Annotated in this window: 29 protein-coding genes; 15 read left to right on the top strand and 14 right to left on the bottom strand. The window is 64.4% G+C overall.

Features of this window, described 5'->3' with window-relative positions; genetic code table 11:
• Positions 1 to 68: 68 nt before the first annotated feature.
• The 3 genes from iaaH to LJ655_RS01485 all read right to left on the bottom strand — a co-directional run bounded on the left by iaaH (position 69) and on the right by LJ655_RS01485 (position 3,179).
• A complete protein-coding gene (gene iaaH, locus LJ655_RS01495) occupies positions 69 to 1,523 on the bottom strand; it encodes an indoleacetamide hydrolase (RefSeq protein WP_230559487.1) in 1,455 nt (484 codons plus the stop codon).
• 281 nt (positions 1,524 to 1,804) lie between these two features.
• Complete coding sequence (locus tag LJ655_RS01490) at positions 1,805 to 2,020, bottom strand: transcriptional regulator (RefSeq protein WP_230559486.1); 216 nt, start codon at positions 2,018 to 2,020, stop codon at positions 1,805 to 1,807.
• Between the two features lie 325 nt (positions 2,021 to 2,345).
• Positions 2,346 to 3,179: an NADPH-dependent FMN reductase gene (locus LJ655_RS01485; protein ID WP_425605756.1), complete on the bottom strand. Its 834-nt coding sequence runs from the start codon at positions 3,177 to 3,179 to the stop codon at positions 2,346 to 2,348.
• A gap of 185 nt (positions 3,180 to 3,364) precedes the next feature.
• Here LJ655_RS01485 and LJ655_RS01480 point away from each other — a divergent pair, with 185 nt between their 5' ends.
• Entirely contained in the window at positions 3,365 to 4,114 is a 750-nt protein-coding gene (locus LJ655_RS01480; protein WP_230559484.1) for a J domain-containing protein, read from the top strand.
• A 253-nt stretch (positions 4,115 to 4,367) separates the two neighbouring features.
• Positions 4,368 to 4,988 carry an arsenate reductase/protein-tyrosine-phosphatase family protein gene (locus LJ655_RS01475; protein WP_230559483.1) on the top strand — a complete coding sequence of 207 codons (621 nt, stop codon included), beginning with the start codon at positions 4,368 to 4,370 and terminating at the stop codon, positions 4,986 to 4,988.
• On the opposite strand, the gene LJ655_RS01470 is transcribed toward LJ655_RS01475, so the two are convergent.
• Positions 4,985 to 5,311, bottom strand: a complete 327-nt coding sequence (locus tag LJ655_RS01470; protein ID WP_230559482.1) for an H-NS histone family protein — start codon at positions 5,309 to 5,311, stop codon at positions 4,985 to 4,987. The two genes, LJ655_RS01475 and LJ655_RS01470, sit on opposite strands and share 4 nt — an antisense overlap.
• Before the next feature lie 793 nt (positions 5,312 to 6,104).
• Between LJ655_RS01470 and LJ655_RS01465 the strand changes: the two genes are divergently transcribed.
• A complete protein-coding gene (locus LJ655_RS01465; protein WP_230559481.1) occupies positions 6,105 to 6,410 on the top strand; it encodes a hypothetical protein in 306 nt (101 codons plus the stop codon).
• Positions 6,411 to 6,433: 23 nt separating this feature from the next.
• Here LJ655_RS01465 and LJ655_RS01460 read toward each other — a convergent pair whose 3' ends face one another.
• A complete protein-coding gene (locus tag LJ655_RS01460; protein ID WP_230559808.1) occupies positions 6,434 to 6,712 on the bottom strand; it encodes a hypothetical protein in 279 nt (92 codons plus the stop codon).
• A 755-nt stretch (positions 6,713 to 7,467) separates the two neighbouring features.
• Between LJ655_RS01460 and LJ655_RS01455 the strand changes: the two genes are divergently transcribed.
• The 5 genes from LJ655_RS01455 (at position 7,468) to lra1 (ending at position 11,479) form a co-directional block, all read left to right on the top strand.
• Positions 7,468 to 8,085: a copper-binding protein gene (locus LJ655_RS01455; RefSeq protein WP_230559480.1), complete on the top strand. Its 618-nt coding sequence runs from the start codon at positions 7,468 to 7,470 to the stop codon at positions 8,083 to 8,085.
• Positions 8,086 to 8,190: 105 nt separating this feature from the next.
• Positions 8,191 to 8,424: a hypothetical protein gene (locus LJ655_RS01450; RefSeq protein ID WP_230559807.1), complete on the top strand. Its 234-nt coding sequence runs from the start codon at positions 8,191 to 8,193 to the stop codon at positions 8,422 to 8,424.
• Between the two features lie 192 nt (positions 8,425 to 8,616).
• Positions 8,617 to 9,369, top strand: coding sequence for an SDR family NAD(P)-dependent oxidoreductase (locus LJ655_RS01445; protein WP_230559479.1), 753 nt, complete (start codon positions 8,617 to 8,619; stop codon positions 9,367 to 9,369).
• Positions 9,370 to 9,469: 100 nt separating this feature from the next.
• The gene (gene rhmD / locus LJ655_RS01440) at positions 9,470 to 10,648 is read left to right on the top strand and encodes an L-rhamnonate dehydratase (protein WP_230559478.1); all 1,179 of its coding nucleotides are present in this window, start codon (positions 9,470 to 9,472) and stop codon (positions 10,646 to 10,648) included.
• Between the two features lie 48 nt (positions 10,649 to 10,696).
• Positions 10,697 to 11,479, top strand: a complete 783-nt coding sequence (lra1, locus tag LJ655_RS01435) for an L-rhamnose 1-dehydrogenase Lra1 (protein ID WP_230559477.1) — start codon at positions 10,697 to 10,699, stop codon at positions 11,477 to 11,479.
• Between the two features lie 19 nt (positions 11,480 to 11,498).
• Here the strand turns inward: lra1 and LJ655_RS01430 are convergent, their stop codons facing one another.
• On the bottom strand, positions 11,499 to 12,494 hold the full coding sequence (locus LJ655_RS01430) for a LysR family transcriptional regulator (protein WP_230559476.1): 996 nt from the start codon (positions 12,492 to 12,494) through the stop codon (positions 11,499 to 11,501).
• Positions 12,495 to 12,744: 250 nt separating this feature from the next.
• Between LJ655_RS01430 and LJ655_RS01425 the strand changes: the two genes are divergently transcribed.
• Genes LJ655_RS01425 through rhaS form a run of 5 tightly spaced genes read left to right on the top strand, consistent with a single transcriptional unit; the run spans position 12,745 to position 18,335 of the window.
• Positions 12,745 to 13,638, top strand: coding sequence for an amidohydrolase family protein (locus tag LJ655_RS01425; protein WP_230559475.1), 894 nt, complete (start codon positions 12,745 to 12,747; stop codon positions 13,636 to 13,638).
• 55 nt (positions 13,639 to 13,693) lie between these two features.
• The gene (locus LJ655_RS01420; RefSeq protein WP_230559474.1) at positions 13,694 to 15,223 is read left to right on the top strand and encodes a sugar ABC transporter ATP-binding protein; all 1,530 of its coding nucleotides are present in this window, start codon (positions 13,694 to 13,696) and stop codon (positions 15,221 to 15,223) included.
• Positions 15,220 to 16,275, top strand: a complete 1,056-nt coding sequence (locus LJ655_RS01415; protein WP_230559473.1) for an ABC transporter permease — start codon at positions 15,220 to 15,222, stop codon at positions 16,273 to 16,275. Before LJ655_RS01420 ends, LJ655_RS01415 begins: the two co-directional genes overlap by 4 nt.
• Positions 16,268 to 17,299: an ABC transporter permease gene (locus LJ655_RS01410; RefSeq protein WP_230559472.1), complete on the top strand. Its 1,032-nt coding sequence runs from the start codon at positions 16,268 to 16,270 to the stop codon at positions 17,297 to 17,299. Before LJ655_RS01415 ends, LJ655_RS01410 begins: the two co-directional genes overlap by 8 nt.
• Positions 17,300 to 17,324: 25 nt before the next feature.
• Positions 17,325 to 18,335 (top strand): rhamnose ABC transporter substrate-binding protein, encoded by a 1,011-nt coding sequence (rhaS, locus tag LJ655_RS01405; protein WP_230559471.1) that lies wholly within the window; start codon positions 17,325 to 17,327, stop codon positions 18,333 to 18,335.
• A gap of 32 nt (positions 18,336 to 18,367) precedes the next feature.
• On the opposite strand, the gene LJ655_RS01400 is transcribed toward rhaS, so the two are convergent.
• From LJ655_RS01400 to LJ655_RS01380, 5 genes are all read right to left on the bottom strand, one after another.
• Complete coding sequence (locus LJ655_RS01400; protein ID WP_230559470.1) at positions 18,368 to 19,519, bottom strand: CmpA/NrtA family ABC transporter substrate-binding protein; 1,152 nt, start codon at positions 19,517 to 19,519, stop codon at positions 18,368 to 18,370.
• Positions 19,520 to 19,526: 7 nt separating this feature from the next.
• Positions 19,527 to 20,102: an ANTAR domain-containing response regulator gene (locus tag LJ655_RS01395; RefSeq protein WP_230559469.1), complete on the bottom strand. Its 576-nt coding sequence runs from the start codon at positions 20,100 to 20,102 to the stop codon at positions 19,527 to 19,529.
• Positions 20,103 to 20,342: 240 nt separating this feature from the next.
• On the bottom strand, positions 20,343 to 20,621 hold the full coding sequence (gene infA, locus LJ655_RS01390) for a translation initiation factor IF-1 (protein ID WP_008924062.1): 279 nt from the start codon (positions 20,619 to 20,621) through the stop codon (positions 20,343 to 20,345).
• Between the two features lie 134 nt (positions 20,622 to 20,755).
• On the bottom strand, positions 20,756 to 21,037 hold the full coding sequence (locus LJ655_RS01385) for a hypothetical protein (RefSeq protein ID WP_230559468.1): 282 nt from the start codon (positions 21,035 to 21,037) through the stop codon (positions 20,756 to 20,758).
• A gap of 577 nt (positions 21,038 to 21,614) precedes the next feature.
• Positions 21,615 to 21,833 carry a hypothetical protein gene (locus LJ655_RS01380; RefSeq protein WP_230559467.1) on the bottom strand — a complete coding sequence of 73 codons (219 nt, stop codon included), beginning with the start codon at positions 21,831 to 21,833 and terminating at the stop codon, positions 21,615 to 21,617.
• A 236-nt stretch (positions 21,834 to 22,069) separates the two neighbouring features.
• On the opposite strand from LJ655_RS01380, the gene LJ655_RS01375 reads away from it, so the two are divergent.
• Positions 22,070 to 22,714, top strand: coding sequence for a helix-turn-helix transcriptional regulator (locus tag LJ655_RS01375; RefSeq protein WP_230559466.1), 645 nt, complete (start codon positions 22,070 to 22,072; stop codon positions 22,712 to 22,714).
• A gap of 50 nt (positions 22,715 to 22,764) precedes the next feature.
• On the opposite strand, the gene LJ655_RS01370 is transcribed toward LJ655_RS01375, so the two are convergent.
• A complete protein-coding gene (locus LJ655_RS01370) occupies positions 22,765 to 23,073 on the bottom strand; it encodes a 2Fe-2S iron-sulfur cluster-binding protein (RefSeq protein WP_230559465.1) in 309 nt (102 codons plus the stop codon).
• 305 nt (positions 23,074 to 23,378) lie between these two features.
• Between LJ655_RS01370 and LJ655_RS01365 the strand changes: the two genes are divergently transcribed.
• Positions 23,379 to 23,669, top strand: coding sequence for a DUF1488 family protein (locus LJ655_RS01365; RefSeq protein WP_230559464.1), 291 nt, complete (start codon positions 23,379 to 23,381; stop codon positions 23,667 to 23,669).
• A gap of 21 nt (positions 23,670 to 23,690) precedes the next feature.
• On the opposite strand, the gene LJ655_RS01360 is transcribed toward LJ655_RS01365, so the two are convergent.
• Together LJ655_RS01360 and LJ655_RS01355 are read right to left on the bottom strand one after the other, a co-directional pair.
• Positions 23,691 to 24,992 carry an NCS2 family permease gene (locus LJ655_RS01360; protein ID WP_230559463.1) on the bottom strand — a complete coding sequence of 434 codons (1,302 nt, stop codon included), beginning with the start codon at positions 24,990 to 24,992 and terminating at the stop codon, positions 23,691 to 23,693.
• A 227-nt stretch (positions 24,993 to 25,219) separates the two neighbouring features.
• Positions 25,220 to 25,483 (bottom strand): DUF4148 domain-containing protein, encoded by a 264-nt coding sequence (locus LJ655_RS01355; protein WP_230559462.1) that lies wholly within the window; start codon positions 25,481 to 25,483, stop codon positions 25,220 to 25,222.
• Between the last annotated feature and the right edge of the window lie 55 nt (positions 25,484 to 25,538).

Below are 25,538 nucleotides of genomic sequence, written 5' to 3'. Positions count from 1 at the left end.
AGGTTGAGGTTCGGGCAGGCAAAGCGTATGAATGCGGGCAACAACGCGCAGGCATTAAAACACAAACCTCAAAGCACGGGCGGCGGCAGCGCCCCCAGTACCTGTTCGATCGCGATGCCGATGGCGAGCAGCCGTCTGTCCGAGCCGAGCGGGCCATCCAGTTCGATACCGACAGGCAGGCCACTCGCGCTCATCCCCGCCGGCAGCGACAGCCCTGGAATGCCTGAGGTGCTGGCCGGATCGGTATTGCGCAGGAACGCTTCCATCGTGTCGATCGGCGGGCCGCCATCGATCGTGACCGTCGACGAACCGTTCAGATCGTCGATCGGGACCGCGACGAGCCGCGTAGTCGGACACAGCAACGCATCGAGCGCGGCATTCGCGAAGGTCGCGGCCATGTAGCTTTGCAACCGCGGTCGCCAGTAGTTGAGCGCCGCCGTGTAGTGCGAGCCCAGCACGTCGGCGAGTACGTCGTCGTAGATTGCGCGCACGTCGGGGCTTGCAATGCGCACGGCCAGTTCGGCGACGGTTTGCACCGGTGCCTGATTCGCGACCAGCCACGCGAGCACGTCCTCGCGCGCTTCGTGAATGGCGACCGGACCGCCGACCATGCCATTCAGATGCTCGAGCTCACTCATCGCGACCGGCACGAACGTGACGCCAGCGGCTTCCAGCTTCTGTAGCGCGGCGCGCGCGACGTCTTCGACCTGAAGCTCGAGAGCTTCCCACAGCGGCGCGGGCAGACCGATGCGCAAGCGATCGAGCGCAATCGTGGGCAGGGCAGCGTCGCCGGTGATCACGCGGTCGAGCAGCGCCAGGTCGGCGACGCTGCGCGCCATCGGCCCAACGGTGTCGCGCGTATGGCTGATCGGCACGACCGCATCGGGGTCGTGATAGCGCCGCTCGGCACCGCCATTGCCGACCGATGGACGCAACCCCGCGGTGCCGGTCAGCGCGGCCGGGATGCGGGTCGAGCCGCCGGTGTCGGTGCCGAGTCCGGCTGGCGCGATGCGCGCGGCGATGGCCACGGCGGTGCCACCCGACGAGCCACCGGGCATCAGCGACGGATCGTACGGGTTGCGCACGGGCCCCGCATGGGCGGAGAGGTTCGTGCTCGTGATGCCGAACGCGAGTTCGTGCATGTTGGCCTTGCCGAGCACGATCGCGCCCGCATCGACGAGACGTTGCACCGATGGCGCGTTGGTCTTCGGCACGAAGCCCGCGAGCGCGGGCGTGCCGGCCGAGGTCGGCAGGCCTGCGGTGTTGATATTGTCCTTGACGACGATCGGCAAACCGGCGAGCGGCAGACGGGCCCGCTCGGCCGGCGACAATGCGTCGATGCGCTGCGCGGCGGCGAGCGCGCCGTGGAAGTCGAGCGTGGTGAGCGCGTTCAGGTGCGTGAGCGCAGCGGCGCGCGCGAGCAGGGTGGCGACGTAGTCGGCGGCCTTGAGGCGGCCGGACTGCAACGCCTCGACCGCTTGTGTCGCGCTCAGCGCGAGTTGTGCGTCGACGGTCCATGTCATGACCGGCGTCTCCGTAGGGATGGCTGCGTCGCCGGCGGCGCGCTGCGAATGCGAGTGTGCGGCTTGCCTTCACGCGAGTTCGCGGCGTGGGCAGCGCGAAATCCGGGGAGAGGGTGCGTGAGTTTCGGCGGCATCCGCCGATATGGCGGGCAGCTCACGCGTGCGAACGGCGAACGCAAGGGTTCGCCTATTCTTGCACATCCGCCAGGAAGCCGATGTCCGGTGGTGCACAGCGGGCACTGTGCTTGCCGTCATCGGCACCGATGCGCGCTACGATCCACTTACTGGTGATTGTCGATCCACATACGCCCCCAGTTAGACGCATAAGCGAGCGCGTGCTCCTCGTCGAAGAAGTAGTCGAGCGCGTCGAACGAATACGCCTTGCGCTTGCTCTCGTCGCGCTGCTCGATCTTCAGGTTGGCGGCGAACAATCCGTTGGGAAGCAGTTGCGTTGCCGCTTCGACCTCGTAGCCCTTGTAGCGGATGTGTGAGTTCATGATCGTGACTTGTCAGTGTGTCCGCGATTCTTGTGCGGAATACCAATGCGTGCGGCGCGGCCCTGTCGTGCCGAAGGTCTGGGAAGCGGCGGGCAGGGTCAAGCGTAGGGCGCGCTGCGCAGCGGGTGAACCAATCTTTCGTCGAAAGCAAATCAGCGCGAGGCAGGAGTGGTAATCAAAAAAGCCCGGATTGGATCAAAGCCGCTGTGTTGGAACACACTATCCGCGCAGCCGTGCGGTGTCTGTTATGTGGCGCACGGTCGCTCGACGCAAAGCGTGGCGCCACGCGCGATCGCGGCGGCGTCATGGTGTGGCGGGCAGCGCTTCAGACCGCGTGAAGAACACGCGCCGCGCGGCTGTCCGTGGGGATGGCGGTCATGTTGGGCGCGGACGCGAGGCTCACGGCCGAATGGCTCGGTGCACCAGGTCCGTCATGCGCTCGCAATGCATTGAAGGCGAGCGCGAACTGCGCGGCCTGCCGGCCGACGGTCGCGAGTTGCTCGGCGACCTTCGGATCGGAGCAACTGTCCACGCTATCGAAGCGCGTCTCCAGCGTGTTGATGCCCGCACCGAACGGCGTCGGCCAGCCACGCAGCGCGTGCGCGATCGAGCGCAGCGACGTCAGCACGGAGCCGGCCGCCTGCCAGCCGTATGCGGTAACGATGCAGCCTACCGCGCGGCCGTCCAGATATGGGCGCTCGTCGGCGCGCAATTCCTCGAGCGTATCGAGCGCGTTCTTCACGAGCCCGGACACGCCGCCGTGATAGCCCGGCGTCGCGATGATCACCGCGTCCGCGCGGCGCACGGCCTCGATCAGTTCCAGTTGTTCGCCGGTGCGCGCGGGCTGTTCCGGCGCGTAGTGCGGCAGGCTGTGCAGAAAGGCGCCGCCGAACAGGCGGGTCTGCGCCCCCGCGGCTTCGGCGCCGCGCAACGCGAAGGCGAGCGCGCGCTCGGTCGAGGAGGCCGCGCGCGTCGTGCCGCCAATGCCGACGACGAGCGGCGGGCGGGAATGATCAGATCTGCTCAATGAAATACTCCTTCGATTGCGGTTCACGGTGCGGCTGATGGTGCAGTCCATGCAAAACGCATGCGGCGCCCGCAAGGCAGGCCTACGGCCGGAAACGGACCAGCCGGGGCAAACCGGACTTTGAAGCGTCATCTTAATGAGCGGCCGCCGCGCCGCTAAGCGACATTTTGTTCTAACGATATAACCATCCCGCCGCAAGCCGCCGAGCCGCGCCGCAGTGCCCGCACGCGCGTGTGCGCAACGAGGCCGCTTCACGATCGCGCCGTTTTTTGCATGCTACGATGCCCGCTTGGATTCCCCGCGAGGTCGAGCCCAGCATGGCAACCCTGTATGACACGCTCGGCGTGCCCGCACACGCCACCGACGACGAAATCAAGCGGGCTTACCGGAAAGCCGCCATGAAATGGCATCCGGACCGCAACCACGGCGCCGAGGACATTGCGCGCGCCGCGTTTCAGGAAATCAAGGACGCGTACGCGATCCTGTCCGATGCGGGGCAACGCAAGGTCTACGACACGGTTTATGCCGAACAGATGCGCGAGTGGGAGGCGGAGCACATGCGCCGCCAACGCGCGCAGGCGGAGCGAGAGGCGGCGGCGCGCGCAGCCGACGAAGCCGCGTATGCGGCGATGGTGTCGATCGCGATCCGCTTCGCCGACCAGGGCCACAATCGCGACGTGCTGTTCGGCGTGCTGCTTGGGCGGCAATGCGAGGCGCAGCGCGCCGCGCAGATTGCCGACAGCGTCGCGGCATTGCAGGCGGCGCGGCGCGACGAGGCGCACGCCGCGCAAAATGCGCAGCGCACCAGCAAGACTGCGAAGCGAGCGCAAGAGGTAGAGGCTGGAGCGGACGAACGGGAACCGGGGGGAACCGCGCAGGAAACGAGCGCGGCGGCGACTGCGTCGGAGCGAAGCACGGGTCGAGCCGAAGAACCAGCCGCCGCGCACGACGCCCCGGACACCAACCGCGCGAACCACGCGAGGCGCGACGAATCCGCCAGCGACGCGCATCCGGTCAGCGCGCTCGGCAATCTTTGGTTCCAATTCCTCAATGGCTTGAAGTTCTGACGTATCGCCGCGCGCCCGCCCGCCATCGCCATCATTTGTTGATGCGAATATTGACGGAGTGCTGAAAATGGGGGCCGGACGCTGGTACACTGCACAGCGTTCGCTGAGTTGTGCTCTGTGCCCGAGAATCGAGATACCTGGTGCGAATCCCGTGGCGCAAATAATAAAGGCGCCATAGTGTCACGGGGGCGCAAGACTGGAGCGGCACAATTCCGCCCAGAGGCCCATAAAAGAACAACGGTACGGGGTAAGCGTGTCCAGAAAATATAAGGTTTTGTTTCTCTGCCGCGATAATTCGATCCGCAGCATCATTGCCGAAGCATTACTGCGCGAACTGGCCGGGCATCGGTTCGAGGCGTTCAGCGCGGGCCCTGAGCCGGCCGCGCGTGTTCATCCCCTTGCGATCGCGCAATTGCGGCCGGGCATTTCGGGACGCGCGGTGCTGAGCCCGAAAAGCTGGCTCGAATTTACTGGCGAATGGGCGCCGCGCATGGATGTCGTGATTGTGCTCGACGCATTCGTCGGCGGACTGCATGCGCCGGTATTTCCGGGCGCTCCGGCGTGTGTGGATTGGACGATTGCCGATCCGCTCGCGGGCGGTCAGGTGTCCGCTGACGAGCAGGCCCGTCTCGTCGACAAGACGTTCTGGCGGATCGTGCGTCAGGTCAGCGCGTTCATAGCGCTGCCGCAATACGCGCAGCCTGCCTCAAATCGTGCGAATAGTACCGACGCGGTGAATGCCATCAATTCCGGGAATACCGCGAATGCCGTGGATGTGGCAAGCGGTAGCGCCAAACCGGTGCGCGGCACGGCGGTTCATTTCGAAGCCGCGGCGATTACGCCCGTGTCTTCGAGTGCGGCGGCTTGCACCTAGCGGCTATTCTGGCGCGCGAGCCGCGTGCCGGCGAACGGGTCATTCGACCAGTCGACCTGCTTTTTCGGTTGGGGGGCGGGCGCCGGATTCTCCGACAATTCGAAATGCTCGATGCTTTGGCCGGCGCTAATAGCCTGCTTGAGCCATTGCGGCATTTCGCCGTTGCCGTCCCAGCTGTCTCCAGTGGCATTGCGATAGCGCGCTGCCTTTTTCGCCAATGACTCGGTCGCCAGCGCGGCAGCAAGGTCTTCTGGTCTGATACCAAACTCGTCCATACGATGGCGGAGATACGCAATCATGCTATCTCGCTTCCTTTCGTCCATAGGATATTCGTCCTTCTTAAACGTGCAGCGTACTGTCAAAGATAGTGTGCGGGGAATAAAGCTGTGCAGCGTCGGGCCCGACTCGATTGGGCCGCCCCGCGGGGGTTGTCGATTGAAGGAAATGCCATGTGCCGGGTTAAAAAACGTTGCTCCCTGAATTGCAATACGGCCTGTGACAGGACATGGCCGCCGGAACAACCGACCCTCGAACTGAGAGTCTCAATCAGCAAATATTTCAGCATGTCGCAGCGCGGCGAACGAGGCCGGTAAGCCTGCCGTTCGCGAAGAAAAACTCTGAGTCTCGATGCAATGATTGCGAATGGGTGGAACTACTCCACGCTGTCCGTCTTTCACCGGACTTTCATTGACGTGCGGGCGCCGCCTTTTGTCCTGCCTTATAGCAATATCATAACGCAATGCGGGCGCAAGGCACGCCTTGTTCACGTTGATTTTCCCGGAGAATGCGGTTTATCTAACGCTGTGGACAATTGACCATGCTGGTGCAGGCCACGGGATTGAATTCCGGGGGGCGCGAACTATAAAAGAAGGACGAAGAACTGTGCAATGCAGACTTACAGCCAGCCTGTATGCGCCGATTCCGCCGACGTGTGGGAAAGCGTCATGGAGCGCTTGCAGGCGCGGCAATTCTACATACGCTTAGTTCGATGACCCGTCGCAAGCAGCGCATCGGCATCGACCCGTCCCTCGGCCCGTTTGGGCAGGTTGAGGTTTCACGGACCCATTCTTCTTGTGGAGGACGCGCACTGCTGCGCCGGGTTCGAGGAGTCCGGAAATGAGAGTACGTTTATTGATGATTGCCGCAGTCGCGGTTCTGTTTCTCGTGCCGAGCACGGTCAGTGCGGCGGAATTGAGCGGCCAGCTGGACCCCGGTGCATCGGGGCGCGCGATGATGCAACACGATGCGGACGAGTCGGCGCAGGCGACGACCGATATGTCGTTCGGTCAGGACTGGGATTCGCAGCAGGGCATGCGCAACGCGTCATATGGCGGCGTACCGGCGGGCGAGTCGCAAGCCGGAAGCCGGCGCAGCCAGTCCTGTTCGTTCGGTACGGAGTGCAAGACTTATTTCGGTCAATGACCCGCTCGCGAGCGCCCGCATTTTCACGCGAGAGCCGATTGCGTTGGGATGTGTTGGGCGCGTTCGCCGAGGCGCGCGACGATATCGTCGATGCCGCGCGCGGTATTGCCGTGTTCCGCTGCTTCGTAGTAGCCGCGGAACTCATCGAGCAGAGCGCGCCATGATGCACCCCAGCGCGTTTCACTGAGGCAGACGCCGGACGAATCGGCGATACGCAACACGCCGCTGCCCGGATAGAAAGTCAGCATGACGAGGCGGCCGTCGATGACGCAGGCGGCGGTGCAGGGGCGGATCGTGGCCATGTAAAAGGTCCTTTCGATGAACCAACGAGGTGCGTTAAACGCCTGCTCGAATTCGAGCAAACGCTGTGCCTGCAATTGCGCACCTTGTGCGCACCGGCTCTGGCGTCCTTTCACGTTGGTTTGACGTTAAATTGCGCTTGACCAATCAAGCGTTATTAGCAGTATTCCAATGATTGACGACAGTTTTTTGTACTTATCGATGCGCGATGCGGATCAGTCTAAGTATCAACCAGTAAGGGTTTTTGCGGGCTCGCGACTCGCCGCCAACATGCCGCGAACAACGACGCACAGCGATCCCAGTCGATTGCCATTCCTTTACCCGTTTGCTAGCATCCTTGGACAGTTTGAAATAGTCATAACGCCCGGCAATTTCCAGATCCAATTTGCGTTGGGTCGCCCGGTAGTCCATCTCGTTGCGAGGAGTATGTTATGACTAGTCCTCCACCCAGCCACTGACATTCGCGGGAACGCGCGCAAAGCCGCGCGGCTGCTTGTGCTGGCTCATCCGCAACAACTCCGCATCACAATTTCATCGCATAGAGAAGCACGCGCTTTTCGCAATCAGGCCTTGTTGACAAATCGCCGAATTTGAACCGAACCGCCTTGAGTTTCAAAAGCGGCCCCGGTTCGATAGCAGTGTTTATTAGTCCCGTTTCTTTTATTCGATGCGTTCGCGCTTGCGGCGCCGGCGAGCAGTACACGATTTGCGACAAGTGCATTGACCGTCATGACGACGCAATCAAAAGGAGCATTTCATGGCTTGCAAGACAACGGGTACGTGGCACGCGCGAGTGAATGCGATCATGGTGGCGCTGGCGATTCCTGTCGCCGCGGCGGGTCCGGCCTTCGCGCAGGACAACGCGTCGGCGCCCGCGCCGGAACAGCAGGCAATCGGCGCGGCGGCGCTGGTGCACGTTCAGGCGCGAGTCGTCGCGATCGATCCCGCGACGAACAGCGTGACGCTGCGCGGCCCACAAGGCGGCGAGGAAACCTTCGACGTGAATCCGCAAGCCGCCGACGTGAGCAAGCTGCATGTCGGCGACATCGTGACGATTGCGTACAAGAAAGCGATGCTGGTCGGCGTCGACAAGCTGGCGCCGGGCGGTATTCGCCAGCGCATCGATACCGAGGTCACGCAGCCGGCGGCCAATGGCGTCGTGGCGTCGGCGCGGCGTGTCGAGGTCGTGGCGACGGTGCGCAAGATCGATCTCAAGCATCGCACGATCACGCTGCGCGGGGCAAAACGCACTGAAACGCTCGATGTGTCGCCGGACATTCCGCTCGAGAAACTGAAGGTCGGCGATTCCGTACGCGCGGTGTTCCTGTCGGCCGTCGCCGCGAAAGTGTCGCGCGATGGCGCGGAAGTCAGGTAACGGCGATTAGTTAAGAAGCCGCAAATCAACTACGCTTCAAACGTATCGAGGCACGCGACGACGAACGGCGCCCGGGGTTCGATGCCGCGCGCGAAGGAGCAGGCAATGGAAGAGAGCGAATCGGAATCCGCCGCCGAATCGGAGCGCAAAAGGCTGATCCGCAGCAAGATCCATGTCGGCCTCGCGGCGGTCGGCACCTTGTCGTCGGTCTTCGGAATCGGCATAGCGATCATCGGCGGTATCAACTTCGACCAGACCAAGGTGCTGGTCGGCGTCGGCATCATCGCCGTGTCGACCATTCTTTATGTTTCCATGCTTTTCGTCGCGGCGGGTGACTAGGATCTGCCTACATCGGGAACGTGCGTGCGGTCCATATGGAAACAGACCTTGGGGCTTCGCGCTGCCGATCCACTTTTGCTATCGCCCCCTCCAATAGTCGAATTGTTCGCGGATCGCTCCGCCCGTATATTGACCGCAGCGATATACGACAACTCGATGGCACGCCGCACGGCGGCCCATAGGAGCAAAGCAATGAATCGGATCGATCTGGAGGGGCGTGCGGTCGTCATCACCGGAGGCGCACGCGGCATCGGCTACGCGGTCGCGCAGCGGGCGCTGCAGTCGGGCGCGTCGGTCGCGTTGTGGGACGTCGATGGCGAACGCCTCGCGCGCAGCGAGCGCGAGCTGGGCGAGCTCGGCAAGGTCAGCGCCGTCACGGTCGAGCTGACCGACCAGGCCGCGGTGGAACAGGCTACGGCGCAGACGGTCGCCGAACATGGCTCGATCGACGTGCTCATCAACTCCGCGGGCATCACCGGTGGCATCGGTACGACGTGGGAGCTTGCGCCCGACGTGTGGCGCCGCGTGATCGAAGTGAACCTGATCGGGCCGTATCTGACCTGCCGCGCCGTCGTGCCGCAAATGCTGAAGCAGGGCTATGGGCGCATCGTCAATATCGCGTCGGTGGCGGGCAAGGAGGGTAATCCGAATGCTTCACACTACAGCGCGTCGAAAGCGGGGTTGATCGGCTTCACCAAGTCGCTCGGCAAGGAACTCGCGACCCGAAACATCCTCGTCAATGCGGTCACTCCGGCTGCCGCAAAAACCGAGATCTTCAATTCGATGTCGCAGCAGCACATCGACTACATGCTGTCGAAGATTCCGATGAACCGTTTCCTGCTGCCAGAAGAAGCGGCGTCGCTGATCCTGTGGCTGTCTTCCGAAGACTGCGCGTTCAGCACCGGCTCGGTGTTCGACCTGTCCGGCGGCCGCGCCACCTACTGAGCGCGCCGCTCACAAATTGCACGCCTGTTGCGCGCGTCTTACACACGCGTCGAGCCCGCATTGTCGAGCTGCTTCGACGCCTCTCTCACGGAGCCCTTTCATGGCCATGCCTACCATCCGGCACGTGCGTGCCTTCATCGTTCGCGGCGGCGGCGCGGACTATCACGATCAGGCCGGCGGACACTGGATCGACGATCACATCGCGACGCCGATGGCGCGTTATCCCGAGTATCGCGAGAGCCGCCAGTCGTTCGGCATCAACGTGCTCGGCACGCTGGTCGTCGAGATCGAGGCGAGCGACGGCACGGTTGGCTTCGCGGTGACGACGGGCGGCGAGATCGGCGCGTTCATCGTCGAGAAGCATCTCGCGCGTTTTCTCGAAGGGCAGCTCGTGACCGACATCGAGAAGATGTGGGATCAGATGTACTTCGCGACGCTGTACTACGGGCGCAAGGGCATCGTGCTCAATACGATCTCCGGCGTCGATCTGGCGCTGTGGGACCTGCTCGCGAAGATTCGCAATGAACCCGTGTATCAACTCCTGGGCGGTCCCGTGCGCGACGAACTGGTGTTCTACGCGACCGGCGCGCGCCCCGATCTCGCGAAACAGATGGGCTTCATCGGCGGCAAGCTGCCGCTGCAGCATGGTCCCGCGGAAGGCGAAGCGGGCCTTAAGCAGAACCTCGACAAGCTCGCCGACATGCGCACGCGCGTCGGCGACGACTTCTGGCTGATGTACGACTGCTGGATGAGCCTCGACCTGCGCTACGCGACCCGGCTCGCGCGAGGCGCGCACGAATACGGCCTCAAATGGCTCGAAGAATGCCTTCCGCCTGACGATTACTGGGGTTACGCCGAACTGCGCCGTAACGTGCCGCGCGGCATGATGGTGTCGACCGGCGAGCACGAGGCGACGCGCTGGGGCTTCCGGATGCTGCTTGAAATGCAGTGCTGCGATCTGATACAGCCCGATGTCGGCTGGTGCGGCGGCATCACCGAGCTGATCAAGATTTCCGCGCTCGCCGATGCGCACAACGTGATGGTGGTGCCGCATGGATCGTCGGTGTACAGCTATCACTTCGTCGTCACGCGCCATAACTCGCCGTTCTCCGAGTTCCTGATGATGGCGCCGAAAGCCGACGCAGTCGTGCCGATGTTCAACCCGCTGCTGCTCGACGAACCGGTGCCGGTCAATGGTCGCATGAAGGTGCCGGACACGCCGGGCTTCGGAGTGCGGCTCAATCCGGAATGTGCGCTGACGCGGCCTTATCAGCATTGAAGGTGGTGAACATCGGTCGACCGGCGAACCCCGGCTAAGGAGATTAGCGTGCTGCTCAAGGACAAGGTCGTGATCGTGACGGGTGGATCGCGCGGCATCGGACGCGCGATCGCGGTGGCCTGCGCCCGCGAAGGCGCGGACGTGGCGATCAACTACTGGGGCGAGAACGACGCATCGTATGGCCGCGGCTCGGCGGTCGCGGAAGCGCTCGGCGAAATCGAGGCATTGGGGCGGCGCGTGATCGCGGTGGAAGGCAACATTGCGGCCCGCGACACGGGCCGGCAGCTGGTGCGCCGCACGGTCGAGGCGTTCGGCAAACTCGACGTGCTCGCGAGCAATGCCGGCATCTGCCCGTTCCACGCGTTTCTCGACATGCCGCCGGACGTGCTCGAAGCGACGGTCGCGGTCAACCTGAACGGCGCGTTCTACGTCACGCAGGCCGCCGCGCAGCAGATGAAAAAGCAGGGCACCGGTGGCGCCATCGTCGCGACGAGTTCGATCAGCGCATTAGTAGGCGGCGGCATGCAGACGCATTACACGCCGACCAAGGCTGGCGTGCATTCGCTGATGCAGTCGTGCGCGATCGCGTTGGGACCGTTCGGCATCCGCTGCAACTCGGTGATGCCGGGCACGATCGCCACCGATCTCAACGCCGAAGATCTCGCCGACGAAGCGAAGAAGGCTTACTTCGAGAAGCGCATTCCGCTCGGTCGCCTGGGGCATCCCGACGACGTCGCCGATTGCGTGGTGTTTCTTGCGTCGGACCGCGCGCGCTATGTGACGGGCGCCGCGCTGCTCGTCGACGGCGGTCTGTTCGTCAACCTGCAATGAGCGGCGCGCGATGCAGGCGTCAATTGACCGTGGCAGGTGTATTCAGCGCGCCGGGCGCGTCGGCCGTGGCGTCGCGCGCGAGGTTGCGCGAGAAGCCGCGCAGCAGTTCGATGAAGCGCAGCGCCGGCTCGGCGAGCGGTTCTTCCTTGCGGGTCAGAATGCCGAAGCCCGCGAGGCTCTTGCCGATTTCGAGCGGCAGCGCCACGAGCAGTCCGCCGCGTACATGATCACGCACGACCGACTCCGGCAGCATCGCGACGGCATCGTAGTTCTCGAGCAATTGCAGCGTCGCGAAGATGGACGCGCACTCGGTCAGATTGACTGGCGTGGCGAGCCCCGCGCGCGCGAGTTCTTCTTCGAACAGCACGCGCGCCGGACTCGTGACCGGCTGGGCGACCCACGGCCACGCAACGAGTTCGCCCAACGTGATGCGCGTGCGCCGCGCAAGCGGATGCACGGCGCGCACGACGAGCAGCAGCGTTTCGCGCGCGAGCGGCTCGAAGCTGAAGTCGTTGTGCTGCAATGGACTGGTAAGCCGCCCCAAGGCGAGGTCGATCTCGCGGCGATGCAGCAATTGCACGACCTGGTCGCTCGTTTCCCCGAGGATGCGCACGTTGAGCAGCGGGCTTTCGGTCTTCAGCGCGGCGACCGACATCGCCAGCAGGTCAGGCGCGGCGCCCATGATCGCGCCGACGGTCAATTGTCCGTGACCGCCGCGGCGTTTGACGTCGAGGTCTTCGGCGAAGCGCGTGAGCTCGGCAAGGGCGCGGCGCGCGTAAGCGAGCGTGACGACGCCGAGCGGCGTCGGCGTCATGCCGCGCGCGTTGCGCTCGAACAGCAGGAAGCCGAACGCTTCCTCGATGTCGCCGAGCATGCGGCTCGCACTCGGTTGCGCGACATTGACGGCCTCGGCTGCCTGGTGCAGGTTGCGGGTGTCGTCGAGCGCGACGAGCAGGGCGAGATGCTTGTACTTGAGACGATTGACGAGTGCGACGGCGGCGGAATGTTGGCTCATGGTGCCAGTGTTGGTGCCCGTGCGATTCGGATTATGGATCGCCCAATCCCAAGAACGGATTGAGAGGCTATCGGTGCAGGAATTATAGTCGTTCGAAGGGGCGACAGGAGACAGGCCGCGCCGGATCGTATGCCGCTGTCGCGAGCGCTCGAACCGGTCTTGCAGCTCGGTCATTGAGTAACGCTGAATACGGCTGAACCCGCAACGACGTACGAACCTCGAAACGCTTTTCATCCGACCAAGGTGCCGCATGCAGGTTGTCGATTCGCACATCCATCTGTGGGATCTGAAGACGCATCGCTATCCGTGGCTGGAGAACCCGGGCGTGTCGTTCGTCGGCGATGCGCGCGATCTGAAGCACGACTATCTGCTCGACGATCTGCTCGGTGAAGCGGGCGACATCGACGTGCTGAAGATCGTGCACATCGAGGCGAATCACGATCCGGCCGATCCCGTCGAAGAAACGCGCTGGCTACAGTCCATCGCGGATCGCGAGGCGTCGCGCGGCATGCCGAACGCGATCGTCGCCGCGGTCGATCTTTCCGCGCAGAACGCGCCCGCGTTGCTCGAAGCGCATGCTTCGTTCGCCAATACGCGCGGCATCCGGCAGATTCTCAACGTGCACGACAACAAGCTGTTCGATTACGTCGGCCGTCATTACATGCGCGAGCCGCAGTGGCGCGAGCATTTCGCGTTGCTGCGCCGTCATGGTCTGTCGTTCGATCTGCAGATCTATCCGTCGCAAATGGAGGAGGCGGCCGCGCTCGCGCGCGCGCATGCGGACACGCTTTTGCTCGTCAATCATGCGGGCATGTTCGTCGATCGCAATAGCGTGGCGGGTTATCGCGCGTGGCGCGATGGCATGCGCTCGCTGGCGGCGTGTCCGAACATCGCGGTGAAGATCAGCGGGCTTGCCATGTTCGATCATCACTGGAGCGTCGAGAGCCTGCGGCCCTACGTGCTGGAAACGATCGATACGTTCGGTGTCGAACGCGCGATGTTCGCGTCGAACTTTCCGGTCGATCGGCTGTTCGGCTCGTACACGGATTTGTGGCGCGCGTACGCGGCGATCGTCGCGGATGCGAGCGAAGCCGAGAAAGATGCGCTGTTTCGGCGCAACGCCGAACGCTACTACCGGATTTGACGCATCGCGCGCACGAACGAAAAACCGCACGAGCAACCGCTCAGGAGACAACGCAGTGCAGCCATCCTTATCCGCGGTGCCGCGACTCGAATTGCGGCACGCGAGCAAATCCTTCGGCCGGGTGCGCGCGCTGTCCGACGGCGACCTCGTGCTGTGGCCCGGCGAGGTGCATGCGCTGCTCGGCGAGAACGGCGCGGGCAAATCGACGGTCGTGAAAATCCTCGCGGGCGTGCATCAGCCCGACGCTGGCGAACTGCTCGTGAACGGCGAGCCGCGCCGCTTCGCGACGCCCGCCGAAGCACGCGACGCCGGGCTCGCGGTCATCTATCAGGAACCGACGCTGTTCTTCGATCTGTCGATCGCGGAGAACATCTTCATGGGCAGGCAGCCGGTCGGCCGCTTCGGCCGCATCCAGTACGACGCGATGCATCGCGAGGTGAACGGGCTGCTCGCGTCGCTCGGCGTCGAGCTGCGCGCGGATCAACTGGTGCGCGGTCTGTCGATCGCGGACCAGCAGGTGATTGAAATCGCGAAGGCGTTGTCGCTGAACGCGAGCGTGCTGATCATGGATGAACCGACCGCCGCATTGTCGCTGCCCGAGGTCGAGCGGCTCTTCGCGATCGTGCGCAAGCTGCGCGAACGCGATGTCGCCATCCTGTTCATCACGCACCGGCTCGACGAAGTGTTCGCGCTGACGCAGCGCGTGACGATCATGCGCGACGGCGCGAAGGTGTTCGACGCCCTGACCGCCGATCTGAGCACCGACGCGATCGTCGCGAAGATGGTCGGCCGCGATCTGGAAACGTTCTACCCGAAGGCCGACTGCACGCCCGGCGACGTGCGTCTGTCGGTGCGTGGCCTCACACGCATCGGCGTGTTCAAGGACGTCTCGTTCGACGTGCGCGCGGGCGAGATCGTCGCGCTCGCGGGTCTCGTTGGAGCGGGACGCAGCGAGGTCGCGCGCGCGATCTTCGGTATCGATCCGCTCGACGCGGGCGAGGTGTGGCTCGCCGGCAAGCGGCTCGACACCGGCAAGCCCGCGGCTGCGGTGCGCGCGGGCCTCGCACTCGTGCCGGAGGATCGTCGGCAGCAAGGGCTTGCGCTGGAATTGAGCATCGCGCGCAATGCGTCGATGACGGTGCTCGGCCGGCTTGTGCGGCATGGTCTCATTTCGGCGCGCAGCGAAACGCAGCTCGCGGCCAGGTGGGGTACGCGCCTGCGCCTCAAGGCGGGCGATCCGAATGCCCCAGTCGGCACGCTGTCGGGCGGCAACCAGCAGAAGGTCGTGCTCGGCAAGTGGCTCGCGACCGGCCCGAAAGTGCTGATCATCGACGAACCGACTCGCGGCATCGACGTCGGCGCGAAAGCCGAGGTGTATGGCGCGCTGGCCGAACTCGTGCGCGACGGCATGGCCGTGCTGATGATTTCGAGCGAGCTGCCCGAAGTGCTCGGCATGGCCGATCGCGTGCTCGTGATGCACGAAGGCCGCATCAGCGCGGAGATCGCGCGCGCCGACGCGAACGAGGAGCGCATCATGGGCGCCGCGCTCGGCCAGGGGCCTTCAGCAATGGGACGTGCAGCATGATGCGCCATTCGACCCATCCCGCGCCGGTGCAACAGTCGCTGCCGAAGCGTTCCGCCGCTGCGCCGGGCGGGCTCGTCGCGAGCATCGCGAAGAGCCGCGAAACCACTTTGTTCGTCGTACTGATTCTGCTGATTGTTGGAACCGGGATCGCGAAGCCGCAGTTCCTGAATCTGCAGAATCTGCGCGATGTGCTGCTGAACGTGTCGATCATCGGTCTGCTGACCGCCGGCATGACCGTCGTGATCCTGATGCGGCATATCGATCTGTCGGTCGGCTCGACAGTGGGTATCAGCGCCTACGCAGTGGGCAGTCTGTACGTTGCGTTCCCGCATATGCCGGTGCTCGCCGCTCTCGCCGCGGGGCTCGTGATCGGGCTCGTCGCGGGCGGCATCAATGCGCTGCTCGTCGCCGTGGGGCGTGTGCCTTCGCTCGTGGCGACGCTATCGACGCTGTACATCTTTCGCGGCGCCGATTACGCATGGGTGCACGGCGGCCAGATCAATGCGACCAGTCTGCCCGACGCGTATTCGCGGCTCGCGACCGGCACGCTGTTCGGCATCCCGACGCTCGCGCTAATCGCAGCCGTCGTACTGGCCGGCCTGTCCGTGTATCTGAAGCAGTTTCGCGGCGGCCGCGAGCACTATGCGATCGGCTCGAATCCGGAGGCCGCGCGGCTCGCGGGCGTGAACGTCGAGCGCCGCGTGATGTCGGGATTTCTGCTGTCCGGGGCGATCGCGGGCTTTGCGGGCGCGTTGTGGCTCGCGCGCTTCGGCACCGTCGATGCGAGCACGGCGCAAGGCATCGAATTGCAGGTCGTCGCGGCCGCGGTGGTCGGCAGCGTTGCGATTACGGGCGGCGTCGGTACGATCCTCGGCGCCACGCTCGGCGCGCTCGTGCTCGGCGTGATCAGCATCGCGCTCGTCGTGCTGCACGTCTCGCCGTTCTGGGAGCAGGCGATCCAGGGCGCGCTGATCGTCGCGGCGATCGCGGCCGATACTTTGCTGGCCCGCTCCGTCGCCAAGCGCATGATGAGGAGACGCGATCATGGCTAAACCCGATTCCGCGCTGCTCACGCGCAAACGCGAAACGCCGCTGCCATGGGAAGTGTTGCTGGCGTTCGTGCTGATCGTGTCGCTCGGGCTGGGGCGCTGGTTGTCGCCGGTGTTTCTGACCGGTGCGAACCTGAGCAACGTGCTCGCCGATCTGACCGAAACCGCGTTGATGGCGTTGCCAATGACGCTGATCATCGTCGCCGCCGAGATCGATCTGTCGGTCGCGTCGGTGCTGGGCGCATCGAGCGCGTTGATGGGCGTGCTGTGGCACATGGGCTTGCCGATGCCGGTCGTGATCGTTCTCGTGCTGATCGCCGGCGCGTTGGCGGGGCTATTGAACGGCCTCGTGATCGTCAAGCTGAATCTTCCGTCGCTCGCGGTCACGATCGGTACGCTCGCGCTGTTTCGCGGTCTCGCCTACGTGCTGCTCGGCGATCAGGCGGTGGCGGATTTTCCGGCCGCCTATACGGCGTTTGGCATGAACACGCTTGGCGCGACTTTCATTCCGTGGCCGTTCATGATCGTGATCGTCGCCGCGGTGCTGTTCACCGTGCTGCTGCAAGCCACCGCGTTCGGCCGCAGTCTCTATGCGATCGGCGCGAATCCGACTGCCGCCGCCTTTTCCGGCATCGAGGTCGCGACGATCCGCTTGCGCCTGTTCGTGCTGTCGGGCCTCGTCAGTGCGCTCGCGGGCATCGTCTATACGCTGCGTTTCACGAGTGCGCGCGGCGATAACGGAGAGGGCTTCGAACTGTCGGTGATCGCGGCAGTGCTGTTCGGCGGCGTCAGCATTTTCGGCGGACGCGGCTCGATGGTCGGCGTGCTGTTGTCGCTGTTGATCATCGGCGTGCTGAAGAACGCGTTGACGCTCGATGACGTATCGAGCGAAACGCTGACCATCGTGACCGGCGTGCTGCTGCTCGCATCGGTGCTGATTCCGAACCTCGTCGCGCGCTGGCGGGCGGCGCGCGACCGGCGTTTCATCGCGAAGTCAGCCGCCGCGTCTGGTTCATCCTCATCCTAGTCGACAACAACGCAGGAGACATTCCATGTTCAAACCTCTACGTCACACCGGCATGGCCGCGCTATGCGCCGCGTTGCTCGCGATCAGCTGCGGCGGCGCGTTCGCGGCGGACCTGAAGAGCGGGCTGAAAATCGCGTTCGTGCCGAAGCAGATCAACAACCCGTACGAAGTGATCGCCGACGACGGCGGCCTCGCCGCGATCAAGGAGTTCGGCGGTGTGGGCAAGGCGGTGGGACCGTCGGATGCAGGTGCGTCCTCGCAGGTGTCATACATCAACACGCTGATCACGCAGCACCAGGACGCGATCGTGATTGCCGCGAACGATGCGAACGCGCTCGTGCCGTATCTGAAGAAAGCGATGGGCCAGGGCATCAAGGTCGTCACCTTCGACTCCGATACTGCGCCCGAAGGGCGGCAGCTATTCGTCAATCAGGCGAACGCGGAGGGTATCGGCCGGGGCCAGGTGCAACTGGTTTCGAAGCTGATGGGCGGGGAGGGCGAGTTCGCGATCCTGTCGGCGACGCCGAACGCGACGAACCAGAACACCTGGATCAAGTGGATGCAGGAGGAGCTGAAGAAGCCGGAGTACGCGAAGATCAAGCTGGTCAAGATTGCGTACGGCAACGATGACGATCAGAAGTCCTTCGTCGAAACGCAGGGTTTGCTGCAGGCGTATCCGAATCTGAAGGCCATCGTTGCGCCGACGACGGTCGGTATCGCGGCGGCGGCGCGCTATATCTCGTCATCGTCGAGCAAGGGCAAGGTGGTGGTGACGGGTCTCGGCACGCCGAACCAGATGCGCGCGTTCGTGAAGAACGGCACCGTGCAGGCGTTCCAGTTGTGGGATCCGAACCAGCTCGGCTATCTGGCCGCGTACGCGGCGGCGGCGCTTGCGTCGGGCCATATCTCGGGCAAGGAAGGCGAAACGTTCGACGCCGGCAAGCTCGGCAAGCGCACGATCGGCGCGCAAGGCGAAATCATTCTCGGGCCGCCGACCACGTTCGATGCGAGCAATATCGACAAGTACAACTTCTGAGCGTTGTTTCGAGCCTTCGCGTGCGGTCCGCTTCAGCGGCGGATCGCAAAGCGCCGCGCATAGGCGGCGGATGGCGAGCCGTTTGACCACACCTCGCCATCGATCAATACCCGTGTCACGTTCTCGCCAGGCACCGCCACGTTCACGCGCGCGGCGGCCTCGCGATATAGCTGCGTCTGGTTGATGCCCTCGGCGATCGCATCGTAGTCGTTGCGTGCGTCGATCATCCCCCAGCGCTCGAACTGCGTGAGGAACCATGCGCCTTCGAATGGATGCGGATAGTTGACCGCGCCGTCGTCGAAGAAACGCATCGGCAGGCGGCGCGCGTTCGCGGGGTCGATGTGATCGGCCAAGCGCGCCGCGATCAGCGTCTCGTCAATACCGATGTATTCGGGCCGCGCGAGCCAACGCGCGATCTCGTCGCGATGCCCGGCGCCGTCGAGCCAGCGGCAGGCTTCGAGCACGGTCTGCACGAGCGCGCGCGTCGTGCGCGGATGCGCGTCGACGAAATCGCGCCGGCAGGCGAGCACTTTCTCGGGATGCTCGGGCCATACCTCGCTCGTATAAGCGATCGTTCTGCCGACGCCGTGGGCTTCGGCCATGGCATTCCACGGCTCGCCGACGCAGAGACCATCGAGCCGCTCGCCGGCGAGCGCGGCGACCATCTGCGGCGGCGGAATCGCCACGCTGTCGATGTCGCGCAACGGATCGACGCCTTGCGCCGCGAGCCAGTAGTACAGCCACATGGCATGGGTGCCCGTCGGGAAGGTCTGCGCGAACACCGGCTTGCGGCCGAGCGCCGCGAGCGCGTCGCTCAACGTGCCATGTTTCTCGCGCAAATCGGCGAGACGGTTCGATAGGGTGATCGCCTGACCGTTGCGGTTCAGCACCATCAACACGGCCATGTCGGTGCGCGGGCCGCCGAGGCCGAGCTGCACGCCATACACGAGGCCGTAGAGCGTGTGCGCGGCGTCGAGATCACCCGACAGCAGCTTGTCGCGCACGGCCGCCCACGACGGCTGGCGGCACAGTTCGAGCGTGAGCCCGTGCGCATGGCCGAACTCGAGCAGCTTCGCGGCGATGAGCGGCGCCGCGTCGGACAACGCGACGAAGCCGAGCCGCAAATGGGTCTTTTCGGGCGGCTGCGCAAAGGCCGCCGCGGTGACGGAAGTGGCTGGATTCATGAGCGCATCATTTGAGCGAGCCGGTCGACGCGACGACCTCGCGCGCGACCTCGGCGAGTTTGACGCCCTGGTTCATCGCGCGTGTGCGCAGACTTGCGTAGGCGGCCGGTTCGGAGAGTTTCTGCCGATCCATCAGCAGGCGTTTCGCGCGATCGATCAGCTTGCGCTCGGCCAATTCGTTCTCGGCCTGCGCGAGCCGCTCGCGCAATTGCGACTCCTGCGCGAAACGCGCGAGCGCGACTTCGAGGATCGGCGCAAGCCGTTCGGTCGCGAGACCTTCGACCAGGTACGCGGTGACGCCCGCGTTCACCGCTTCGCGGATCAGTTGCTGATTCGCGTCGTGGCTAAACATCAGCACGGGGCGCGGCGCGGTTGCGTGCATCACGGCGAGCTGTTCGAGCGTATCGCGCGACGGCGACTCCGTATCGATGATGATGACGTCGGGCCGCTCGTCCTGCACCGCGCGATGCAGCGCCTGCGGTGTCGCGGTGCCGGCGAGCATTTCGCAGCCCAGGCAGGCGAGCGCATCGCGCAGATCGCCGATCGGTTTGTCGGTGTCGGTGACAAGGAGAACACGCAGCATGGAGTCGTTGGAAGGGACAACCGACCACTGGTAAAGCAATAGCTATGCCAGTCGTTATGCTGCGGGAGTTGCCGAGATGCGCGTGGGTTGGCGCCCGCGAATGGGGCGGGCCGTTGGGGAATTTTTCGGGCGCTGGCTAGCGAAGCGCCCGGGAGCGAGGCGGCGCGACCACACAGGTCGTGCTGCACCGGCGCGGGGCATGCGGGACCGCGCACGCCCGTTGCACCGAAGCGGCGCATCTTACCGCCGCCGCGCTCCCTGCGAAGCAGGCCGCGGCGCACCGCCGCCGCTCGGGCGTTCGTCCTTGTGACGGAAATTGATCCGCCCCTTGGTCAGGTCGTAGACCGACATTTCGAGCGTCACGCGATCGCCCGCGAGAATACGGATATGGTTCTTGCGCATGCGTCCGGACGCATAGGCGCCGACCACGACGCCGTTGTCGAGGGTCACGCGGTAGCGGCTGTCCGGAAGGACTTCGTCGACGATACCGTCAAGTTCAATCAGTTCTTCTTTCGCCATGCATTACTCCTGGTCGATGGGATAAAGGGAAAGCCGGCCGCGGGCATTGCAAGCGGCGCGGCTGGGATTGATTGGAAAAGCAGCGGTGCCCGAAGGCACGCTGCGCGACGTGAGTGACGCGCCGATGACGCCGCTCAAAGGTCGGCGACCGACTGGCCACTCACCTGGCCGTCGATCAAGCGTTGCGCATGCGCCATGCATGCGATGCGCGCCTTGCCCATGCCGTCGAACGGAAACAGATACTGCAGGCGGAACACCCGGCCGTCGGCCGCCGGATTGGCGCCGACGCGGCAGATGCGCACCGATGCGTCGTAACCGGCGGCCGGGTCGCGGCCTGCCTGCGCGCCCGCGGGGCGGCGCGGATAAACGAGCGGGTGGATTTCGTAACCTTTATAGGTCTTGACTGCTGGATTCATGAACGTGTCCTGTATTGCCTGGTTCGCGAGCCGCGCTCGTGGGCGCTCTTGCGGCAGCGCCTCTTTCTGACGCGTCGCGACGCGAACCGGCGGCGCAGCACCGATGGGCGCGCCGCGATAAAAATGGTTTGCACAGGCCTGCTAGACCCGGCGGCCTCAATGACAATGGCTCGAGCGGTCGCGCGAAAGCGCGGATTCGACCGGAAAAACGCTGAAGCGACGCTCATTGACGCGCCGTACGCATGATGCTGAACCGCTCGGTGTACTTCTCGCGACGGCGAATGCAGGCGGTGCATTGCCGGAATGACGGGATCGCCGGCGAGCGGCGGTCGAACAGTCGGGGGTGGTGCGGAGATGCCGGTTTGAGACTGCCTGGTGCTGCCAGTGCTATATGGGTGCGAGGTGCAACTATTTCAATATGATGCCTGAAACGGGGCTGATTGGATAGTGCAAACTTCGGCGCACGGCCGGAACGACCGTCTGGCGGGGCTTCGCGAGCGACTGGCGAGGGCGTGTCAGCTCTGTGGCGGGCGTGGGGCGCGCGAGCGGCGAACGCAGGGTGCGGGGTCTGAACGCGTCAGCGCGACGTCTCGGCGAGGCGCTTGTGCAATTCACGCGTGGCCGCCAGCGGCAGGCGTGCATCGTCCCAGCGGGCCAGCCATTCGAGTTCCTTCGCCGTGAAGACCTGACCGAAGTTGCGCAGTGCGTATTGCAGCGAATCGATGATGTGGTTGCGGATGATCTCCGGCGTGCGCTTGTCGTCGAGCACGTCGCGAAACGCTTCGAGTGTGGCCATCGGTTTGCTCCGTTCAGTGGTTTTCGGTTGAATCAGCGTTTATCGCACGAAAAAAATGCGCTCGCGAGGCGGACAAAATTGCTGCGCAGTGTTGATTCGCGACGCCCGGTGCCAGGCCGCTACAATGGCGAGTCCTGAATGCGGGCGGTGCGCGCGCGACGGGGGCTGCTGCGGGCACCTCACGCCGTCGTTGCCCGATACCGCGCCTCGCCTCCTTCGAACCTCGCGTCTTTCCCATGCGCAACCCGAACGTGTCTTCTGTCAAAGACCTGCTGCTGAAGCGTTACGCGCCGATCGCCGACGGCATCGCCGCGCTGCTCTATCCGTGTGCCGAAGTGGTGATTCACGATCTGCGTGATCAGACCATCGCGTATCTGGCGAACAATCTTTCGCGGCTCGAAGTGGGCGCTCCGTCGGTGCTCGACGACGCTCATTTCGCGGCGCGCGGCCAGACCATCGGTCCCTACGAAAAACTGAACTGGGACGGCCGCCGCATGCGCTGTGTGAGCAACATCCTGTTCGACGACGACGGCAAGCCCGCGGGCATCCTGTGCGTGAACTTCAACATCGCGGTGTTCGAGGACGTGCGCTCGACGCTCGATCTGTTCATCAAGGGCGGCACGATGACTGACGCACCCGCCGACGATCTGTTCCGCGACGACTGGCAGGACCGCATCAATACGTATCTGCACACGTGGTTGCGCGACCGGCAGATCGGCATCAATGCGCTGACGCGCGAGCACAAGCGTGAAATCGTCGAGGCGCTGCACGCGCAGGGCGCGTTTCGCGGCCGCAGCTCGGCGAACTACGTGGCCGCGGTGCTGACGATGGGCCGTGCGACCGTCTACAAGATCCTGAAGCAGATGAAAGAGGGCGGCTGAAGGTGGCGCGCTTTGCGCCGCTCGACCTCACGCTCGCGCTTCCATGCTACTCAGCGCGCCGGTAGCAAGACCGCATCCGGCACTTCGATCACCAGGTCGGTTTCCGCGATGGCCACGCACGGCAGGATATAGCCTTCAGCCTTTTCCTCGCGGCTCACGCCGGGCCATTCGATCGAGTAACGCACCTGCCCTGACTTGATCCGGCACAGGCATGCCCTGCACGTGCCGTTGCGGCACGAACGCGGCAAACGCAGGTTCGCAAAAGCGGCGGCTTCGAGAATCGTCAGCGAATCGGGTGCTTCGAAGCTCGCGCCAAGCGGCTCGACGCGAATCACAGGCGGGCGGTCGGGGGCGGACATCGTACGGTTCAATGGCTGGGTGCGCGACACTTTACATGGGATCGGACGCCCCTTTATGCCGCGCCGCAACATGGGCATTCTGTCCCATGTTCAGGAAAAACACCGGGAAATCTTGCACCTGGCGTGAACTCGTCTAAAGTGAATCAATTCACCTCCGCGCGGCGCGAACCGACGCTACCGCGCCGAGGTGAGGGCCCGCGTCGATCGCATAGGACAAGGAGGAACGAGCGGTCGGCACGACAGCAGGCAACCCGCGCGTGCATTACCCCGAGCGCATCGCACGCGCACTCTTCCAGGTGACTCCCATGCAGATCCAATTTCCGAACGAAGCCCCTGAATATTCAGGTCGCGAACTTACTTTGGCGTTTCCGGCAATGGTCGATGGGCAGAGGGTGGAGTGCATGATCACCGCGGAAGCGCTCGAAGATCACTTCGGTGCCGCGTCGCCGCGGCAGGAGGACATGATCGTCGCGTTCGACGCGCACCGGCCCCGCATCGAGGCGGCCACCCGCCGGCTCTTGTCGGAAACGCGCGCGCAGTGCCTCGTGCTCAGAAGCGGGTACGTGCGCTTTTATGAGGCGAACTGGCGTAACTGACCGAGCGGGCGACTTCCGTTCTCACTCGCTGCCGAGATAGAAATACCGGAACAGGAAGATCGCCGCGATGATCCACACGACCAGCTTCACCTGGCGCGCCTGGCCCGTCAGCAGCTTGAGCGCCGCGTACGAAATGAAGCCGAACGCGACGCCGTTTGCGATCGAGTAAGTGAACGGCATCAGCAGCGCGGTCAGCGCGGCCGGCACGACTTCGGTCGCATCGTCCCACGGCAGGTCGAGCATTTCGCGCAGCATCAGGCACGATACGTACAGCAGCGCGGGCGCGGTCGCATACGGCGGCACCACTTCAGCGAGCGGCGCGAAAAACAGTGCCGCGACAAACAGCACGGCGACCGTGATCGCGGTCGCGCCGGTGCGGCCACCGGCCTGCACCCCCGAAGCGCTTTCGATATAGGCCGTCGTCGACGACGTGCCGAGCATCGAGCCGGCGAGGATCGCGGTGCTGTCGGCAAGCAGCGCGCGGTTCAGCCGATGCATCTGGCCTTCGACGAGCAGCCCCGCGCGGTTCGCCACGCCCATCAGCGTGCCGGTCGCATCGAACAGCTCGACGAGGAAGAACACCAGCACCACGTTCAGCACGCCGCTCGCCAACGCGCTGTGGATATCGAGTTGAAACAGCGTCGGCGCGATCGACGGCGGCATGGACAGGATGCCGTGAAACTGGTTGCCGCCGAAGAAAAAGCTCAGGATCGTCACGCCGACGATTCCGATCAGGATCGAACCGCGCACGCGCAGATGATCGAGCGTGACGATGCCGAAGAAGCCGATCGCGGCGAGCACGACGTGCGGGTCATGCAGATTGCCGAGCGTGACGAGCGTGGCCGGATTGCCGACCACGATGCCGGCCGACTTCAACGAAATGATCGCCAGGAAGAGGCCGATGCCGCCGGTGATCGAGATCCGGATCGAATGCGGAATGCCCTTGACGATGACCTCGCGCACGCGGAACAGCGTGACGATCAGGAACAGGCAGCCGGAGATGAACACCGCGCCGAGCGCGGCCTGCCACGTATAACCCATGCCCTTGACGACCGTGTACGCGAAGTACGCGTTCAGGCCCATGCCGGGCGCGAGCGCGATCGGGTAATTCGCATACAGACCCATGATCAGCGACGCGAGCGCGGCCACGATGCAGGTCGCGACGAACACCGCGTTCTTCGGCATGCCGGCGTCGCCGAGAATCGCCGGGTTCACGAAGATGATGTACGCCATCGTCAGGAAGGTGGTCACGCCGGCCAGCACTTCGGTGCGCAGGTTGGTGCCGATGGCGTCGAAGCCGAAGTAGCGTTTGATCGAGTCCATGTGGCGGGTCTTTTTCTCTGTGGTCGGTCAGAAAGTCACTATTTGCGATTCGGGCAGTCGCCGCGCGTCCGGGCAAAGCGGGCCATGCGGCGGCGTTACGGCGGAACTGTAAACACGGCGCGGCGGCTGGCGGGACGAAACGATACCTTGCCGTGGCGCAAGCCGTTCCCCTGCCGCCCGCGGCGGGCGGTATTCAGGCCGCGGCGAGTCAGGAAGCCGCGAGCCCGTCACTGCGCGGTCGTCGGGGCGTTGCCTTGCTGGGCGCGCCGTTGCGCGACGATGCGGCCTGCGCGCTGCGCGTTTTCGGGGTAGTTGACCCAGTCGTTCGGGTCGTACCCGGCAGCAAGCCATTCGACGAGGTCGGCGCGCACCTGGGCGCGGGTTTTTGGCGCCGACGGGTCGGCGGGCTGCGTCACCGCTTGCGCGTAGACGGTACTGATACTCCCGGCGGCCAACAGCGCGCCGAGTCCGATGCGGAAAAACATCTGCATGATGAGTTCCTCCTCACGAGCGGAAAAACGTCCGGACGCTCCGGTTTTCCGGTGC

Source organism: Paraburkholderia translucens (genome assembly GCF_020881035.1).
Classification (GTDB): domain Bacteria; phylum Pseudomonadota; class Gammaproteobacteria; order Burkholderiales; family Burkholderiaceae; genus Paraburkholderia; species Paraburkholderia translucens.
Note: the sequence above shows the minus strand (reverse complement) of the source record. Positions and strands in the feature narration are given on the sequence as shown.

What these genes read in the sequence shown, in the direction of transcription:
- iaaH (WP_230559487.1), bottom strand. Translation starts at nt 1,523, where the DNA reads ATGACATGGACCGTCGACGCACAACTCGCGCTGAGCGCGACACAAGCG.
- LJ655_RS01490 (WP_230559486.1), bottom strand. Translation starts at nt 2,020, where the DNA reads ATGAACTCACACATCCGCTACAAGGGCTACGAGGTCGAAGCGGCAACG.
- LJ655_RS01485 (WP_425605756.1), bottom strand. Translation starts at nt 3,179, where the DNA reads ATGACGCTTCAAAGTCCGGTTTGCCCCGGCTGGTCCGTTTCCGGCCGT.
- LJ655_RS01480 (WP_230559484.1), top strand. Translation starts at nt 3,365, where the DNA reads ATGGCAACCCTGTATGACACGCTCGGCGTGCCCGCACACGCCACCGAC.
- LJ655_RS01470 (WP_230559482.1), bottom strand. Translation starts at nt 5,311, where the DNA reads ATGGACGAAAGGAAGCGAGATAGCATGATTGCGTATCTCCGCCATCGT.
- LJ655_RS01465 (WP_230559481.1), top strand. Translation starts at nt 6,105, where the DNA reads ATGAGAGTACGTTTATTGATGATTGCCGCAGTCGCGGTTCTGTTTCTC.
- LJ655_RS01460 (WP_230559808.1), bottom strand. Translation starts at nt 6,712, where the DNA reads ATGGCCACGATCCGCCCCTGCACCGCCGCCTGCGTCATCGACGGCCGC.
- LJ655_RS01455 (WP_230559480.1), top strand. Translation starts at nt 7,468, where the DNA reads ATGGCTTGCAAGACAACGGGTACGTGGCACGCGCGAGTGAATGCGATC.
- LJ655_RS01450 (WP_230559807.1), top strand. Translation starts at nt 8,191, where the DNA reads ATGGAAGAGAGCGAATCGGAATCCGCCGCCGAATCGGAGCGCAAAAGG.
- LJ655_RS01445 (WP_230559479.1), top strand. Translation starts at nt 8,617, where the DNA reads ATGAATCGGATCGATCTGGAGGGGCGTGCGGTCGTCATCACCGGAGGC.
- rhmD (WP_230559478.1), top strand. Translation starts at nt 9,470, where the DNA reads ATGGCCATGCCTACCATCCGGCACGTGCGTGCCTTCATCGTTCGCGGC.
- LJ655_RS01430 (WP_230559476.1), bottom strand. Translation starts at nt 12,494, where the DNA reads ATGAGCCAACATTCCGCCGCCGTCGCACTCGTCAATCGTCTCAAGTAC.
- LJ655_RS01425 (WP_230559475.1), top strand. Translation starts at nt 12,745, where the DNA reads ATGCAGGTTGTCGATTCGCACATCCATCTGTGGGATCTGAAGACGCAT.
- LJ655_RS01415 (WP_230559473.1), top strand. Translation starts at nt 15,220, where the DNA reads ATGATGCGCCATTCGACCCATCCCGCGCCGGTGCAACAGTCGCTGCCG.
- LJ655_RS01410 (WP_230559472.1), top strand. Translation starts at nt 16,268, where the DNA reads ATGGCTAAACCCGATTCCGCGCTGCTCACGCGCAAACGCGAAACGCCG.
- rhaS (WP_230559471.1), top strand. Translation starts at nt 17,325, where the DNA reads ATGTTCAAACCTCTACGTCACACCGGCATGGCCGCGCTATGCGCCGCG.
- LJ655_RS01400 (WP_230559470.1), bottom strand. Translation starts at nt 19,519, where the DNA reads ATGAATCCAGCCACTTCCGTCACCGCGGCGGCCTTTGCGCAGCCGCCC.
- LJ655_RS01395 (WP_230559469.1), bottom strand. Translation starts at nt 20,102, where the DNA reads ATGCTGCGTGTTCTCCTTGTCACCGACACCGACAAACCGATCGGCGAT.
- infA (WP_008924062.1), bottom strand. Translation starts at nt 20,621, where the DNA reads ATGGCGAAAGAAGAACTGATTGAACTTGACGGTATCGTCGACGAAGTC.
- LJ655_RS01385 (WP_230559468.1), bottom strand. Translation starts at nt 21,037, where the DNA reads ATGAATCCAGCAGTCAAGACCTATAAAGGTTACGAAATCCACCCGCTC.
- LJ655_RS01380 (WP_230559467.1), bottom strand. Translation starts at nt 21,833, where the DNA reads ATGGCCACACTCGAAGCGTTTCGCGACGTGCTCGACGACAAGCGCACG.
- LJ655_RS01375 (WP_230559466.1), top strand. Translation starts at nt 22,070, where the DNA reads ATGCGCAACCCGAACGTGTCTTCTGTCAAAGACCTGCTGCTGAAGCGT.
- LJ655_RS01370 (WP_230559465.1), bottom strand. Translation starts at nt 23,073, where the DNA reads ATGTCCGCCCCCGACCGCCCGCCTGTGATTCGCGTCGAGCCGCTTGGC.
- LJ655_RS01365 (WP_230559464.1), top strand. Translation starts at nt 23,379, where the DNA reads ATGCAGATCCAATTTCCGAACGAAGCCCCTGAATATTCAGGTCGCGAA.
- LJ655_RS01360 (WP_230559463.1), bottom strand. Translation starts at nt 24,992, where the DNA reads ATGGACTCGATCAAACGCTACTTCGGCTTCGACGCCATCGGCACCAAC.
- LJ655_RS01355 (WP_230559462.1), bottom strand. Translation starts at nt 25,483, where the DNA reads ATGCAGATGTTTTTCCGCATCGGACTCGGCGCGCTGTTGGCCGCCGGG.